This window comes from Arthrobacter sp. TJ-170 (assembly GCF_058269305.1).
On the sequence record NZ_JBZCNL010000001.1, the window covers coordinates 819013 to 834154 of the forward strand.

14 protein-coding genes are annotated in these 15142 nt (G+C 65.3%); 11 read left to right on the forward strand and 3 right to left on the reverse strand.

The window, feature by feature from the left end:
* The first annotated feature begins 10 nt into the window (after window positions 1–10).
* From argB to AC4D1W_RS03915, 8 genes are all read left to right on the forward strand, one after another.
* Window positions 11–922 carry an acetylglutamate kinase gene (argB, locus tag AC4D1W_RS03880; RefSeq protein WP_490897864.1) on the forward strand — a complete coding sequence of 304 codons (912 nt, stop codon included), beginning with the start codon at window positions 11–13 and terminating at the stop codon, window positions 920–922.
* Between the two features lie 17 nt (window positions 923–939).
* The gene (locus AC4D1W_RS03885) at window positions 940–2235 is read left to right on the forward strand and encodes an acetylornithine transaminase (RefSeq protein WP_490897893.1); all 1296 of its coding nucleotides are present in this window, start codon (window positions 940–942) and stop codon (window positions 2233–2235) included.
* Complete coding sequence (gene argF / locus AC4D1W_RS03890) at window positions 2232–3176, forward strand: ornithine carbamoyltransferase (protein ID WP_490890912.1); 945 nt, start codon at window positions 2232–2234, stop codon at window positions 3174–3176. Before AC4D1W_RS03885 ends, argF begins: the two co-directional genes overlap by 4 nt.
* On the forward strand, window positions 3173–3721 hold the full coding sequence (locus AC4D1W_RS03895; protein ID WP_490890913.1) for an arginine repressor: 549 nt from the start codon (window positions 3173–3175) through the stop codon (window positions 3719–3721). Before argF ends, AC4D1W_RS03895 begins: the two co-directional genes overlap by 4 nt.
* Window positions 3722–3777: 56 nt before the next feature.
* On the forward strand, window positions 3778–4980 hold the full coding sequence (locus tag AC4D1W_RS03900; RefSeq protein ID WP_490890914.1) for an argininosuccinate synthase: 1203 nt from the start codon (window positions 3778–3780) through the stop codon (window positions 4978–4980).
* A 3-nt stretch (window positions 4981–4983) separates the two neighbouring features.
* Window positions 4984–6447 (forward strand): argininosuccinate lyase, encoded by a 1464-nt coding sequence (gene argH / locus AC4D1W_RS03905; protein WP_490897865.1) that lies wholly within the window; start codon window positions 4984–4986, stop codon window positions 6445–6447.
* A 72-nt stretch (window positions 6448–6519) separates the two neighbouring features.
* Entirely contained in the window at window positions 6520–7293 is a 774-nt protein-coding gene (locus AC4D1W_RS03910; protein WP_490890917.1) for a maleylpyruvate isomerase family mycothiol-dependent enzyme, read from the forward strand.
* A 156-nt stretch (window positions 7294–7449) separates the two neighbouring features.
* Window positions 7450–8316 carry an SRPBCC domain-containing protein gene (locus AC4D1W_RS03915; RefSeq protein ID WP_490897866.1) on the forward strand — a complete coding sequence of 289 codons (867 nt, stop codon included), beginning with the start codon at window positions 7450–7452 and terminating at the stop codon, window positions 8314–8316.
* On the opposite strand, the gene AC4D1W_RS03920 is transcribed toward AC4D1W_RS03915, so the two are convergent.
* Complete coding sequence (locus AC4D1W_RS03920; RefSeq protein ID WP_490897867.1) at window positions 8283–8813, reverse strand: methylated-DNA--[protein]-cysteine S-methyltransferase; 531 nt, start codon at window positions 8811–8813, stop codon at window positions 8283–8285. The genes AC4D1W_RS03915 and AC4D1W_RS03920 overlap by 34 nt on opposite strands.
* Window positions 8810–10330 (reverse strand): AlkA N-terminal domain-containing protein, encoded by a 1521-nt coding sequence (locus AC4D1W_RS03925; RefSeq protein ID WP_490897868.1) that lies wholly within the window; start codon window positions 10328–10330, stop codon window positions 8810–8812. Before AC4D1W_RS03925 ends, AC4D1W_RS03920 begins: the two co-directional genes overlap by 4 nt.
* A 92-nt stretch (window positions 10331–10422) precedes the next feature.
* Between AC4D1W_RS03925 and AC4D1W_RS03930 the strand changes: the two genes are divergently transcribed.
* The 3 genes from AC4D1W_RS03930 to tyrS all read left to right on the forward strand — a co-directional run bounded on the left by AC4D1W_RS03930 (window position 10423) and on the right by tyrS (window position 14727).
* Window positions 10423–11049, forward strand: coding sequence for a DNA-3-methyladenine glycosylase (locus AC4D1W_RS03930; RefSeq protein ID WP_490890921.1), 627 nt, complete (start codon window positions 10423–10425; stop codon window positions 11047–11049).
* Window positions 11050–11139: 90 nt separating this feature from the next.
* On the forward strand, window positions 11140–13392 hold the full coding sequence (locus AC4D1W_RS03935) for a HelD family protein (RefSeq protein ID WP_490897869.1): 2253 nt from the start codon (window positions 11140–11142) through the stop codon (window positions 13390–13392).
* 12 nt (window positions 13393–13404) lie between these two features.
* On the forward strand, window positions 13405–14727 hold the full coding sequence (tyrS, locus tag AC4D1W_RS03940) for a tyrosine--tRNA ligase (RefSeq protein ID WP_490890925.1): 1323 nt from the start codon (window positions 13405–13407) through the stop codon (window positions 14725–14727).
* A 107-nt stretch (window positions 14728–14834) separates the two neighbouring features.
* On the opposite strand, the gene AC4D1W_RS03945 is transcribed toward tyrS, so the two are convergent.
* Window positions 14835–15142 (reverse strand): hypothetical protein (locus AC4D1W_RS03945; RefSeq protein WP_490897870.1); only part of this gene is annotated, 308 nt, incomplete at its 5' end.

Consider the following 15142-nt stretch of genomic DNA (forward strand, 5'->3'; position numbering starts at 1 on the left):
GAAGGATCACATGAACACTCTGAACGCTGCACAGGAGAAGGCGGCAACCCTGATCGAGGCTCTGCCCTGGATCCAGCGGTTCGCCGGCACCACCATGGTCATCAAGTACGGCGGCAACGCCATGGTCAACGATGAACTGCGCCGCGCCTTCGCCGAAGACATCGTCTTCCTCCATCACGCAGGAATTCACCCCGTTGTGGTTCACGGCGGCGGACCGCAGATCAACGGCATGCTGGACCGGCTCGGCATCACCTCCGAGTTCAAGGGCGGGCTGCGCGTCACTACGCCGGAAGCCATGGATGTTGTCCGCATGGTGCTCACGGGGCAGGTAGGCAGGGAACTGGTCGGACTGATCAACTCGCACGGTCCGTACGCCGTTGGCCTGTCCGGTGAGGACGGCGGGCTCCTCCGGGCCATCCGGACGGGCACCGTGGTCGACGGCGAGGAAGTCGACCTCGGCCTCGTCGGTGAAGTGGTCGGAGTAAACCCCGCTGCAATCCTCGACATCCTTGAAGCCGGACGCATTCCCGTGATCTCCACGGTCGCCCCGGAGATCGACGGCGCGGGCAGCGGAACGGGGCAGGTCCTCAACGTCAACGCCGACACCGCCGCAGCAGCGCTCGCGGAAGCCCTCGCTGCATCGAAGCTTGTCATCCTCACCGATGTCGAAGGTCTCTACTCCAACTGGCCCGACCGTACGAGCCTCATCTCCTCCCTTACGGCTGCTCAACTGCGGGACCTCCTGCCCAGCCTCGAATCGGGAATGATCCCCAAGATGGCCGCATGCCTCAAGGCGGTCGACGGGGGAGTGGAGCGCGCACATATCGTCGACGGACGGCTGGCCCACTCGATGCTGCTCGAAATCTTCACCGCAGCCGGGATAGGCACCGAGGTAGTGCCGGACGAGGACCTGATCGCGTGAGCACCAGCGAATCCTCAATCGAAAGCGCAGCCGCGTCAGCACTTGTCGATCCGGCGAAGGGCAACGAGTGGCTGCAGCGTTATTCGAACGCCGTTCTCGGGGTGTTCGGCACCCCACAGCGCGTGCTGGTCCGCGGGGCCGGCTGCCTGGTCTGGGACGCCGACGGCAAACAGTACCTCGACCTGCTCGGCGGAATCGCCGTGAACGCCCTGGGCCACGCCCACCCGTTCGTCACCTCCGTGATCTCCTCGCAGCTGGCCACCTTGGGCCATGTGTCGAACTTCTTCACCAGCCCCACGCAGGTCGCGCTCGCGGAAAAACTGCTGTCCCTGTCCGGCGCTCAGGCGGGATCCAAGGTGTTCTTCGCGAACTCCGGTACGGAGGCCGTCGAGGCGGCGTTCAAGCTGGCGCGCCGCAACAGCACGTCTTCCCAGGATGGAAAACCCCGGACCCGCATCCTTGCGCTCGAGGGCGCATTCCACGGCCGGACCATGGGCGCCCTCGCGCTGACGGCCAAACAGGCGTACCGCGAGCCGTTCGAACCGCTTCCCGGCGGCGTCGAGCACCTGCCGTTTGATGACCTGGAGGCGCTGGAGGCGGCGCTCGATGAGTCCGTTGCCGCCGTCGTGCTTGAGCCGATCCAGGGCGAGGCAGGCGTCCGTCCGTTGAGCATCAGCTACCTTCAGAAGGCGCGCGAGCTCACCAGCAAGGCCGGCGTGCTGTTGATCCTGGACGAGGTGCAGACCGGAGTGGGTCGCACAGGGCGCTGGTTCGCCCATCAGGCCAGCGGAATCACGCCCGACGCCATGACCCTCGCCAAGGGCCTGGGCGGCGGTTTCCCGATCGGTGCGCTGGTGACTTTCGGACCTGAGGTTTCGGCGCTGCTCACACCGGGGCAGCACGGAACCACCTTCGGCGGCAATCCGGTCGCTACGGCCGCTGCGCTTGCCACCGTGCATGCGCTGGAGGCAGGTGCAGTGCTGCGGAACGCCGACGACGTCGGCAGCTTCCTCCGCAGTAACCTCGCCGGTGTGCACGGGGTGACGGAGGTTCGCGGCGAGGGTCTGCTGATCGGTTTCGACCTCGACGGCGACTACGCGGCCGGGGCTGTGACGGTGGCGCTCACCCACGGGTTCATCATCAATGCGCCCACGCCGCACACGCTGCGGCTCGCCCCACCGCTGATCCTGACCCGCGCAGAAGCCCAGAGCTTCCTCGATGCGTTGCCGGGAATCCTCGACACCGCGCGCGGCACCGGCGCACAAGACGGCGCACAAGACACTGCAGCACAGAGTACGGAGACTCCCGCATGACCCGCCATTTCCTTGTTGACACCGACCTCAGCCAGGCCGAGCAGAACGAGGTCCTCGATCTCGCACTTGAGCTGAAGAAGGCGCCGTACTCAAACTCCACCTATGCAGCTGAAGCCACCGGACGCAAGACCGTCGCGGTGATCTTCGACAAGACCTCCACACGGACCCGCGTGTCCTTCGCCACCGGCATCGCCGACCTCGGGGGTGTGCCGCTCATTATCGGTGCCGGCGAGTCGCAGCTTGGGCACAAGGAATCAATCACGGACACGGCCAAGGTTCTTGAGCGGATGGTCTCCACCATCGTCTGGCGAACGTACGCGCAGGCAGGGCTTGAGGAGATGGCTGCTGCCTCGTCCGTACCCGTGATCAACGCGCTCTCCGATGACTACCATCCGTGCCAGCTGCTCGCCGATCTGCTCACAATCCGCGAGCACAGGGGACAGTTGGCGGGCCTCTCACTGTCCTACTTCGGTGATGCCGCCAACAACATGGCGAACTCGTACCTGCTCGCCGGCGTGACCGCCGGTATGCACGTGCGCATCGCCGGTCCGGAAGGTTATCTTCCCGAGCAGCGCATCGTTGATGCCGCCAAGGAACGCGCCGCGCAAACCGGCGGTTCAGTCCTTATCACCACCGATGCCGCAGAGGCAGCTGCCGGTGCCGACGTCGTCGCCACTGACACCTGGGTGTCCATGGGCCAGGAAGTCGACGACGGCGCCAAGGCCGCGCGGTTCGAGCTGTTCCGTCCGTACGCAGTGAACGAGGCGCTGCTCGCGCAGGCGGCGGCGGGCGCCGTCGTACTCCACTGTCTGCCCGCTTACCGCGGGTATGAGATTTCCGCCGGCGTTCTTGACGGGCCGCAGTCTCTCGTCTGGGACGAGGCGGAGAACCGCCTGCACGCGCAGAAAGCGCTCATGGTGTGGCTCATGGAGCGCTCGTGACCTCCCAGCCTTCCGCCGGTCACCCCACTGGGCAGCCTACTGGTCAGCCGACAACGAAAACGGCCCGCCAGGCCCGGATCACGGCTCTGCTGACCGCGCAATCGGTGCGGTCCCAGTCCGAACTGGCGGACCTGCTTGCTGACGGCGGCCTCCAGGTTACCCAGGCCACGTTGTCCCGGGACCTCGTGGAGCTCGGCGCCGTGCGTGTCCGCGGCAAGGACGGCGCGCTCGTCTACGCCGTACCCGGGGAAGGCGGCGGCCGTGCTCCGCAAAGCGGCGTCACCCAGGAGATACTCGACAGCAGGTTGTCCCGGCTGTGCGGTGAACTCCTTGTGACGGCGGAAGCCTCCGGGAACCTGGTGGTCCTGCGAACCCCGCCGGGGGCCGCAAACTTCCTGGCTCTGGCCATCGACCATTCGGTCATGCCGTCCGTACTCGGTACGATCGCCGGAGACGACACCATCCTGCTGGTCACACGCGATCCCGCCGGCGGTGCGGACGTTGCCGCCCGGTTTCTACAGTTTGCGCACGAAGCCGCGTCCTGAGCCGAACCAATCTTCGAACCACCGAACATTCCACAAAAACAAGAGGAGCTATTGAAGTGACTGAACGCATTGTCCTTGCCTACTCAGGCGGACTGGATACGTCGGTGGCCATCGGCTGGATCGCCGAAGCAACCGGAGCTGAAGTGGTGGCTGTAGCCGTCGACGTCGGACAGGGCGGCGAATCGCTCGAAACCATCCGCCAGCGCGCGCTGGGCTGCGGCGCCGTCGAAGCCTACGTCGCTGACGCACGCGATGAGTTCGCCAACGAATACTGCATGCCCACCCTGCGGGCCAACGCACTGTACATGGACGCGTACCCCCTGGTCTCGGCCATCTCCCGGCCGGTCATCGTCAAGCACCTCGTCGCCGCAGCCCGCGAATTCGGCGCGTCAACCGTTTCGCACGGCTGCACCGGCAAGGGCAACGACCAGGTGCGCTTCGAGGTCGGGATACAGACCCTGGGCCCGGACCTGAAGTGCATCGCTCCCGTCCGCGACCTCGCCCTCACCCGTGACAAGGCCATTGCCTTCGCCGAGGAGAAGGGCCTGCCCATCGAGACCACGAAGAAGAACCCGTTCTCGATCGACCAGAACGTCTGGGGACGCGCCGTCGAAACCGGCTTCCTCGAGGACATCTGGAACGGTCCCACCAAGGACGTCTACGACTACACCGATTCCCCCGAGTTCTCACCCGCGGCCGATGAAGTGGTCATCACCTTCAAGGAAGGCATCCCGGTAGCTATCGACGGCCATGCCGTCACGCCGCTGCAGGCCATCGAGGAACTCAACCGCCGGGCCGGTGCCCAGGGCGTGGGCCGGATCGACATCGTCGAGGACCGTCTGGTGGGCATCAAGAGCCGCGAAATCTACGAAGCACCGGGTGCCATGGCGCTCATCACCGCTCACCGCGAGTTGGAGAACGTCACCGTTGAGCGTGAGCAGGCGCGGTTCAAGAAGACGGTTGACCAGCGCTGGACCGAGCTTGTCTATGACGGCCAGTGGTTCTCGCCGCTGAAGCGTTCGCTCGAAACGTTCATCGATGACACCCAGCGCTACGTTTCCGGCGATGTCCGGATGGAACTGCACGGCGGGCGCGCCACCGTCACCGGCCGCCGGTCCGATGTTGGTCTCTACGACTTCAACCTGGCCACCTATGACACGGGCGATACCTTCGACCAGTCCATGGCACGCGGCTTCATTGAGATTTTCGGCCTGTCCTCCAAGGTGGCCTCGGGCCGCGACCAGCGCGCAGGAAAATAAGCGGTGTCGGAGGCACACGATACTGCCGTACAGGGCACGAACGCTCACGGCACCAACGAAGGCTCACTGTGGGGCGGCCGGTTTTCCGGCGGCCCCGCGGATGCCCTCGCAGCGCTGAGCAAGTCCACGCACTTCGACTGGCGCCTTGCCCGTCACGACATCGCCGGGTCACGGGCGCACGCCCGTGTCCTGCACCGTGCCGGCCTGCTCGACGACGGCGAGCTGACAGGCATGCTGGCCGCTCTGGACGCGCTCGACGACGATGTCCGCACCGGCGCGTACGTTCCCTCGGAGTCCGATGAAGACGTGCACGGTTCACTCGAGCGCGGCCTGATCGAGCGGGCGGGACCTGCACTCGGCGGAAAGCTCCGAGCCGGCCGCTCACGGAATGATCAGGTGGCCACGCTCGGGCGGATGTACCTGCGCGAGCACGCACGGATCATCGGCGCCGGCGTCCTTGCCACCATCGACGCGCTGGTGGGGCAGGCGAAGGAGCACCTCGAGGTGCCGATGCCCGGCCGGACGCACCTGCAGCACGCGCAACCGGTGCTGCTGAGCCATCACCTGCTTGCCCACGCCTGGGCGCTGCTGCGCGACGTGCAGCGGCTCCAGGACTGGGACCGCAGAGCGGCTGTGTCGCCCTACGGTTCAGGTGCGCTGGCAGGGTCATCCCTGGGTCTTGATCCTGAAGCGGTCGCTGCCGAGCTGGGCTTCGATTCCGCGACCCACAACTCGATCGACGGAACTGCGGCGCGTGACGTCTACGCGGAATTCGCCTGGGTAGCATCGATGATCGGGGTGGACCTGTCACGCGTCAGCGAGGAGGTCATCATCTGGGCGACGAAGGAATTCTCCTTCGTCACGCTGGATGACTCTTTCTCCACCGGATCCTCGATCATGCCTCAGAAAAAGAATCCCGACGTCGCGGAACTGGCGCGCGGCAAGGCGGGCCGGCTCATCGGAAACCTGACCGGTCTACTGGCCACCCTCAAGGGACTGCCGCTTGCGTACAATCGGGACCTGCAGGAGGACAAGGAGCCGGTGTTCGACGCCGTCGACACCCTTGAGGTGCTCCTCCCGGCCGTCTCGGGCATGATCGCGACGCTGACGTTCAACACGGAACGCATGGCTTCCCTAGCGCCGCTCGGGTTTGCCCTGGCCACGGATGTGGCGGAGTGGCTGGTTCGCCAGGGTGTGCCGTTCCGTGAGGCGCACGAGCTCTCCGGTGCGGCGGTCAAGCTCGCCGAGAGCCGCGGTGTCGAGCTCTGGGATCTGACCGACGAGGATTACGCAGGCATCTCCCCACACTTCACTTCGGGTGTTCGTGAAGTGCTCACGGTCGAAGGGTCACTGAACAGCCGCGATTCACAGGGTGGAACCGCGCCGGCCGCGGTGCGCCGTCAGCTCGTAGCCCTCTCGGCGCAGGTGGATGACGTGCGGGCGCTGCTGGTTCCGTCCCAGGGGTAGGAACGGCAGGGGATGCTGCGGGTATCCTCGGGACAAGCCGCCCGTTTGCCAATACGAAGGATGTCCGTGAATATGTCGCAGCCCATAGCACCCGAGTACCTGCCCGAGGACCTGACGCAGCAGCTGCCCGGCCGGTTGGCAGACGCCGGCCGGGAGCTGCTCGCTGCCGCAGCCGGACTCGACGACGCAACGCTCGCGGCGCCGTCGGTCCTTCCCGGCTGGAGCCGGGCCTTCGTCATCGCCCACGTCGAGGGCGTGGCCAGGGCAATGACGCGGCAGCTTGAGTACGCGGCACGCGGAGAAACAATCGAGTTTTACGACGACGGCTTTGACGGCCGGATACGGGACATCGAACGGCGCGCCCAGCGCTCCGCCGACGAGCAGCTGCAGAGCCTCACTGACGCTGTGACTGGCGCAGTTGCGACCTTCGCGGGGGTGAAGGGCAGTGAATGGGACGCCGGCATCGCCTACCGGGACGGCACAGTCCGCGACGGCGGGCTCGCCCTGTGGCGGGAGCTGGTCATTCACGCCTCCGACCTGGATCTTGGACGCACGACGCTGGACTGGGACAGCATCTTCTGCCATTACCTGCTCGGATTCCTCGCTGCCCGCGTCCCGGATGGGCTGGCCCTCAAGCTCCAGCCGCTGGGCGAACAGCCGCGCACCCTCACCAACGGATCAGGAACGCCCGTGCGCACCGTCGTCGTCACCGGCCTGCTGCAGGACATCGCCGCCTGGCTTGCCGGCCGGAAGCCCCTCGGCGGCCTGAACGCAACTGCAGCAGCGGACGGCGTTGACCTGCCCGAGCTTCTGCCCTGGCCGGCGGCGGTTGCGCCACGCGCCTGACAGCCGTCTCACAGGAAGGCCCCCGCCACTGCTGACAAAAGATCTTCTATCCGGCATGGAAGGCCTTATCAGCAGTCCGGCACTGCGCTAAGTTGGTAACCACCCGAGCGCAGGATACCGAAGGCGGAATCAAGCTGGAAGGCGAAGGCAGAAGCCATGACGTCCGATGTTGATCGAACAGCGGCTCAGTGGGTGGTGCCGCTTGGCCGCATAGAACGGCTGAGCGACGGCTACGTGCTCGCCTTCGACCGGCAGATCGATTACCCCCGGTCATACATCTGGAACCTCCTGACCGACCCGGGCAAGGTACAACTATGGCTCGGTGAACTGAGCAGCGGCTGGGAACTGGGAAAGGAATACTCCCTCGATATGGGTGGGGGAGCCAGCACAGGGACCGTGCTACAACTCAACCCGCCCACCAGCCTCCAGATCACCTGGGATGATGCACTGGGCCCCGAATCCATCCTTGAGTGGCGCGTGCTGGAGAGCAATGGCGGCACGCTCCTGCAGTTGCGCGCCCGTTCGGAGACGGCGGACTTCCTGACCGAGGGCGCTGCCGGCTGGCAGCAGATCCTCGGCGCACTTGAGGACGTGGCAGCGGGCCGGGAACCAGGGCAGGAAGGGGACTGGGCGGCCCTTCGGGACGCCTACGCCGCAGAGTTCGACGTATCCAACACGATGGGCTGGATTGAAACGTACGACGGCGTCACCATGGTCCATTTCGACCGCCGCCTCAATTCCACCCTGCCCCTCGTCAAGGACGCGCTCACTGCGGATCCGGAACAGCAGCCAAGGGTCGAGCAGGCGGAAGTAGACTTCACCGTCGACGGCGGCACTACCCGGCTGGCGGTCCGCCACGTCGTGGAGGACCAGGCCGAGGCTCCCGTCCTGCTGGCACGCTGGCACGCTCATTTGGACGCCGTGGCGGTGTCAGTCGATGGCGACCATCCACACACGAGCATGCGCAAGCTGCACGCCCTTGAGGAGTTCTACCGGGCCATGCTCACCGGTTCGGCGGGCTGACCGGCGACTTTCTCCCGGGCCAGCAGGCTGGTCTTGACCGCAACACCCCATCGGAAACCCCCGAGGGTGCCGTCCGTCCGGATGACACGGTGGCACGGGACAAAAAGGGCTGCGGCGTTGAAGGCGCAGGCTCCGGCCGCGGCGCGGATCGCGGCGGGCCGCCCGGCCAGCCGTGCATATTCCGAGTAGGTCACGGGTTTGCCGGGAGCGACCGTTCGCAGCACCTCCCAGGCGTGGCTGCGGAACGGGCCCGACAGCTGATGCACGGGGACCGCTTCAATGGCGGCGAGATCGCCGTCGTAATAGGCAGAGACGGCATCCGTGATGAGGGCGAGACTCGAGACTGCCCGGACCGGTTCGCCCCTGAGCTTCGGGTGGATCTGGCCGGTTAACTCCGAGAGTTCGGCGGTCCAGCCGGAGGCCAGGACCGCGCCATTGCGCTCCACGACCGTGAACGGTCCGTCCGGGGTGGAAACTGTTGTGGTCTGGATGGTCATGATGCCAGGGCCTTTCTCGTGGTGCCCGTCGCTTCACGGGACTGTTGCGGTGTTTCAGAGGCGATGCGCCAAAGGTGCAGGGTGGCGTAGGAGCGCCATGGACTGAATTGCTCAAACCACGCAGCCGCGGCCCCGCCGTCGACGGGCCGGCCGAGGAGCCGCGCGTAGCCCGTCCGGACCGCGGCGTCATTGTTGAGGTGGATGTCGGTAGCTCCCAGAATCCGCATCGCTGCGTAGCGGACAGTCCACGGCCCGATCCCCGGCAGCGGCAGCAGCTTTTCCGCCAGTTCACCGGGAGTGTCCTCGACTCCGATCGAAAGGCTTCCGTCCGCAAGGGCGGCTGCGGCTCCCAGCAGGCTGGTCCGACGCCGCGCCGGCCCCTTCAGGAGCGGGCCCGCTCCCTCCACGAGCGCGGCGGCAGTGGGAAACAACCGGCTATGGCGTGGACAACCCAGCTTCGACTGTTCGCCCAGGACGCTCAGCGTGTTTAGGACGCCGGTGGCCGCAGCGACGGTGATCTGCTGGCCGACCATCGCGCGGATGAGGATCTCGTGCGGGTCCACCGCGCCGGGCAGCCGGATGCCCGGATACCGCTGCACCCGCGGCCTCAGAGAGGGCTCGGCTGAGAGTACGTCGTCGATGGCTGTGGGATCGGCGTCGAGATCGAACAACCGGCGTATGCGGGACAGCAGTACGGGCAGGTCCTTCAGATGCTCGACTGTCACGGAGACCGCAAGTCCTCCGCGTCCCTGTTCCGCCCTGAACCAGCCCTCGCCGCCGGGCAGGCGGAGAAGGCGGGCGTAGCTGGTCGGGTTTGCCTGCTCGATCCCTGCAATGGCGCGGGCTTGCAGGAAGGAGAAGATGCCGTCGTCGTACGGGGTTCGTGCGGGCAGCGTCAGACTAAGGGAGGTCACATTCGGGGAGGTGGGTGAACCGGCCGCCGTCGAAGCGTGCGAAAGGGTACGGCTCCGGAGCCGCAACTGCGAGGGGGAGAGGTCGTAGACCTCCTGGACCGTCTCGTTGAACTGCCGGATGCTGTTGAACCCGGAGGCGAACGCGACGTCGGAGAGCGGCATATCGGTGGCGGTGAGCAACGTCCGCGCCGTTTGTGCACGGGAGGCGCGTGCCAGGGCCAACGGGCCGGCACCGAGTTCGTGGTGGAGGATGCGCCCGAGTTGCCGCGTTGAGTAGCCGAGCCGGCGCGCCAGCCCGGGAACACCGCTGCGGTCGATCTCGCCGTCGGAAATCAGCCGCATGGCCCGGGCGGCGGTGTCCGAACGCAGGTTCCATGCGGGGGTGCCGGGCACCGCCTCGGGCAGGCATCGCTTGCACGCGCGGTAACCGGCCTCGTGCGCCGCCGCGGAGGTGGGGTAGAACGTGACGTTGGCAGGCTTGGGGGTGCGTGCGGGGCAGGACGGGCGGCAGTAGATCCTCGTCGTTGCGACGGCGGTGACAAACTGCCCGTCGAACCGGGTATCCCGCGATTCGATCGCCCGGTATCGCTGCCAAAAGTCCATGGGTCCATCCTTGCAGGCGGCCCGATGCGCTGCTAGCGGAAATCGGACATGGGCGTGCATGGTGTGATCGGCGGACTTGATACGGTCTTTTGGTGGATCCAGCACTACAACGCGCCCGGCTTGCGCATCCGGCTATCGAGGTCGCGCCGCTTCTGCTCGGAGCGCACCTCACGCACAACGACGGTGCAGAGCCGGTCACGGTCCGCATCACCGAAGTAGAGGCGTACATGGGATCCGAGGATCCCGGATCCCATGCCTTCCGCGGGAAAACCGCCCGCAACGCGACCATGTTCGGCGAGGCGGGTCATCTGTACGTGTACTTCACCTACGGAATGCACTACTGCGCGAACGTGGTCTGCGGGTCACCGGGAAGCGCGACCGGCCTGCTGCTGCGCGCGGGTGAGATCGTCGAGGGCCAGGACACAGCCCGGCGCCGTCGCGGCAATCCCCGCCTCGAGCGGGACCTCGCGCGCGGTCCGGCATGTCTCGCGCAGGCTCTCGGCATAGACCGGGAGCTGGACGGAGCGGACGTGTTTTCCACCCGTCTTCACCTCGTGCTGCCCGACCATCCAGCTGAACCGTTGCGTCTGCAGACCGGCCCGCGTGTCGGAGTGAGCGGGCCCGGCGGGTCCGGGGCCTATCCCTGGCGCTACTGGTTGGCGGGTGAATCCAGTGTGTCGGTGTACCGGCCGGCCGCCAAGCCGCGCGGCGCCCGGTAACCATCTGGCGGTGTCCGTGGCGGACGCTCATGGAAATTCACACTCAGGGGGATAGAATTGACGGTCCGCCTTGGCGAGAGGGAACGCGCAATGCCTGAAATGTCAGTAGCACGGAACGAACTGGAACACGAGCGCGGCTATGTGGCCGGTCTGTACCAGCGCCTTGATGAACTGCGCGCCGAGAAACAGCGCCAGCTGGATCAGGTGCGCCGCACCATATCCTCCGGTTCCCACCAGAACCGGTCCGAGCGCGACGCGTTCGCAACCATGTATGAGGACCGGCTTGCGCAACTGAACGCCGTCGATGACCGGCTTGTTTTCGGACGGCTGGATCTGGATAGCGGCGATGAACGCTACATCGGACGCATCGGCCTTTCCGCCGAGGACCTGCAGCAGCTCATGGTTGACTGGCGGGCACCCGAAGCCGGCACGTTCTACCAGGCGACCGCCTTCGAACGAATGGGTGTTCGCCGCCGGCGGCACCTGATCCTCTCCAAGCGGGACGTCGTGGCCATCGAGGACGACGTCCTGGACGCGTCGATGCTGAGCGACGCCGACTCTCTGCAGGGCGAGGGCGCGCTGCTGGCGGCTCTGAACTCCCGGCGTACCGGGCAGATGTCCGACATCGTGGGCACTATCCAGTCCGAGCAGGACCGCATCATCCGTGCGCCACTACCCGGCGTCGTCGTTGTCCAGGGCGGTCCGGGCACAGGGAAGACCGCCGTCGCCCTGCACCGGGCTGCCTACCTGCTTTACACCCACCGTGAGCGGTTGAAGTCGGCCGGCGTGCTGCTGGTCGGGCCCACGAGCGCCTTCATGAAGTACATCGAGCGTGTGTTGCCCTCGCTGGGTGAAACCGGAGTGGTGATGTCCAGCATCGGCAATCTCATGCCGGGCATCCATGCTCTTCCGGAACCTTCAGAGAAGGTCGCGGAGCTCAAGGGCAGGCTGGACATGGCAGGCGTCATCAAGCAGGCGGTCGCCAACCGGCAGCGCCTACCGGCCGAAAACCGGAAGCTCAACGTTGAGGGCACCACTCTGATCCTGACGCCCCGGCAGGTCCGTCGTGCCCGGGATCGCGCCCGCGCAACCGGAAAGCCGCACAACGAGGCGCGCGCCACCTTCGTGAAGATCATGCTGCGCGAGCTCACCGAGCAGCTGACCGAACAGCTTGAGGAATCGTCGGGTCCCGGAAACACGGCTGACCGCTCCTACCTCACCGAAGATGTCCGGACCTCGCGGGACGTGCGGATAGCGCTCAACCTCGCCTGGATGCCCATGACGCCGGAGAAGCTCCTGCGCGATCTCTTCGCCAAGCCGGCGCAGCTCGAGGCGGCTGCACCACATCTCAGCGATGCTGAGCGGCAGTTGCTGTACCGCACGGAAGACGCGCCATGGACCGAAGCGGATGTCCCGCTGCTCGATGAGGCTGCAGAACTGCTGGGAGAGCTCGACGCGTCAGCCGGACGCAACGCGGCGGAAAAGGAGCAGGAACGACGCCGGGACCTCGCCAACGCTGAGCGCGCGCTTGAGAACGTCAGCGGCACACTCGAAGACGCGGGCGTCGACGGCATGCTCAGTGCCGAGGCACTTGCGGAGCACAACACCGTTGCCGAATCCCGGCTTACGGCTGCGGAGCGCGCGTCCGGCGACCGCACCTGGGCCTATGGGCACGTGGTGGTCGATGAAGCGCAGGAGCTTTCGCCGATGCAGTGGCGGCTGCTCATGCGGAAATGCCCCCTCAAGTCCTTCACAATCGTGGGCGACATCGCCCAGACCAGTTCCATAGCAGGCTCCCACTCCTGGCAGCAGGCGCTCGAGCCGTTCGTCGGGGATCGCTGGCAGCTCGAAGAACTGACCGTGAACTATCGGACGCCGGCCCAGATCGCCGAAGCCGCAGTGCGCATGGCCAACGCGGCCGGTCTGGTGGTGTCTGCCCCGAAGGCGGTCCGGGACGGACGGTGGGACCCGGTGATAGACCGGGTTTCCGAACTTGAACCTGCACTCGTCGCTGCGTTGCCGGAGGAACTGGAGGCCATAGCTGACGGTCTCCTCGCCGTCATTGCTCCTGCGCGTGTCGTTGAACAGGTCCGGACCGCCGTAACAAGCGTGTACGGCAATCGGGTCGGTCAGGGCGCAGGCGGGCTGGGTCAGGACATCGTCGTGACTACGCCGCGGGAAGCGAAGGGTCTCGAATTCGACGGTGTGGTGGTGCTCGAACCAGCCGAGATGCTGAAGCAGGAGGCTGTTCGGGTAGGGGACCTGTATGTCGCCATGACCCGCCCGACGCAGCGCCTTCGCCTCATCTCAACGGGTGAAATTCCCGAGGGCATTGAGGGCTGATATTTTGAAGCAGTGCAACAACCTACCGAAGCGGCGCATCCGGCCGTGAACCAGCAGCAGAATGACAGCTCCTTCGAAAACCTCTGGCAGGAGTTGAAGTGGCGTGGACTGATTCACGTTTCAACCGACGAGGCGGAACTGGAGAAGCTCCTCGCGGGTGATCCGATCACGTACTACTGCGGTTTCGATCCCACGGCGCCGAGCCTGCATCTGGGTAACCTGGTCCAACTGCTGACCATGCGCCGGCTGCAGCTCGCCGGCCACAAGCCGATCGGGCTGGTCGGGGGCTCCACCGGACTGGTGGGGGATCCGCGGCCCTCAGCGGAGCGGACCATGAACACCAAGGAAACCGTCGCCGAGTGGGTCGGGTACCTGCAGGGACAAGTTCAGCGGTTTCTGAGCTTTGAGGGCGACAACGCCGCTCGAATGGTCAACAACCTCGATTGGACTGCGCCCATGAGCGCCGTCGATTTCCTGCGTGATATCGGCAAGCACTTCCGCGTCGGCACCATGATCAAGAAGGAAACCGTTGCCAAGCGCCTCAACTCCGAGGAGGGCATCAGCTACGCGGAGTTCAGCTACCAGGTCCTGCAGGGGATGGACTACCTGCACCTGTTCCGTGACCACCAGTGCGTACTGCAGACCGGCGGGTCCGACCAGTGGGGCAACCTGACCAGTGGGACGGAACTCATCCGCAAGGTCGAGGGCAAGAGCGTCCACGCAATCGGTACGCCGCTGATCACCAACTCGGACGGAACCAAGTTCGGCAAGAGCGAGGGCAACGCTGTCTGGCTGGATCCGGCCATGACCACGCCGTACGCGATGTACCAGTTCTGGCTGAATACCTCGGACGCCGACGTCATCGACCGGTTGAAAGTTTTCACCTTCCGTGGCCGCGCCGAGATCGAGCAGCTGGCGGAGTCTGTTGAGAGCCGGCCTCACCTGCGTGAGGCGCAGCGTGCGCTGGCCTTCGACGTGACTTCTCTGGTCCACAGTGTTGAGGCCACCGAGAAAGTGATCGCAGCTTCCGCCGCGCTGTTCGGGCAGGGTGACCTGACCGAGCTGGATGAAAGCACCCTCCGCGCTGCCACAGCTGAACTTCCAACAGCAAAGGTCGACGGCGGCGGCCTCGGAATCATCGATCTCCTGGTCGCCAGCGGACTGGCTCCGAGCAACTCCGCTGCCCGCCGCACGGTGGCTGAAGGCGGCGCCTACGTGAACAACGAGAAGGTCTCCGATCCCGACGCGACCGTCGGTTCGCAGCAGCTTTTGCACGGACGGTTCCTGCTGCTACGTCGCGGCAAGCGGACGCTCGCGACCGTCGAGGTCGGCTAGTTTCGGCTGGTCTCAAGCCAGTCTGAGGACGACTTGCACGAGGCCGGAAGGCCGTGTAATGTTTTCTGAGTCGCCGCCGCTGAGTGGCGACAACCCCCTCCTAAAATTCAAGTGGTTCGGGTGTGCGCTGAGCGCAGCAGCCCAAAGCCAGGTGATTTGTGGTGGGCGTATTTGAATTGTTGAGGTGGAATCGGACAAAATAAGCCGATTTGACAGAAACAAATCAAATGAAATAGATTTAGAACACCGCAGCACGGAAATGTAAATAAACATTTACAGAGTATGTGAATTGCTTCTGTTGTTTGAGAACTCAATAGTGTGCCATGTTTGTTGATACCGATTGTTTTTTGATTGGTTGATTTGCTGGTCATTGCTTTTTTGTGGTGGCTGGTTTTTTGGCTGGTTTCGAATTTTG

Excerpts from the sequence above, each read along its gene's own strand:
- AC4D1W_RS03910 (WP_490890917.1), top strand. The coding sequence starts at position 6,520 with ATGTCGCAGCCCATAGCACCCGAGTACCTGCCCGAGGACCTGACGCAG.
- AC4D1W_RS03925 (WP_490897868.1), bottom strand. The coding sequence starts at position 10,330 with ATGGACTTTTGGCAGCGATACCGGGCGATCGAATCGCGGGATACCCGG.
- AC4D1W_RS03920 (WP_490897867.1), bottom strand. The coding sequence starts at position 8,813 with ATGACCATCCAGACCACAACAGTTTCCACCCCGGACGGACCGTTCACG.
- AC4D1W_RS03935 (WP_490897869.1), top strand. The coding sequence starts at position 11,140 with ATGCCTGAAATGTCAGTAGCACGGAACGAACTGGAACACGAGCGCGGC.
- argF (WP_490890912.1), top strand. The coding sequence starts at position 2,232 with ATGACCCGCCATTTCCTTGTTGACACCGACCTCAGCCAGGCCGAGCAG.
- AC4D1W_RS03915 (WP_490897866.1), top strand. The coding sequence starts at position 7,450 with ATGACGTCCGATGTTGATCGAACAGCGGCTCAGTGGGTGGTGCCGCTT.
- argB (WP_490897864.1), top strand. The coding sequence starts at position 11 with ATGAACACTCTGAACGCTGCACAGGAGAAGGCGGCAACCCTGATCGAG.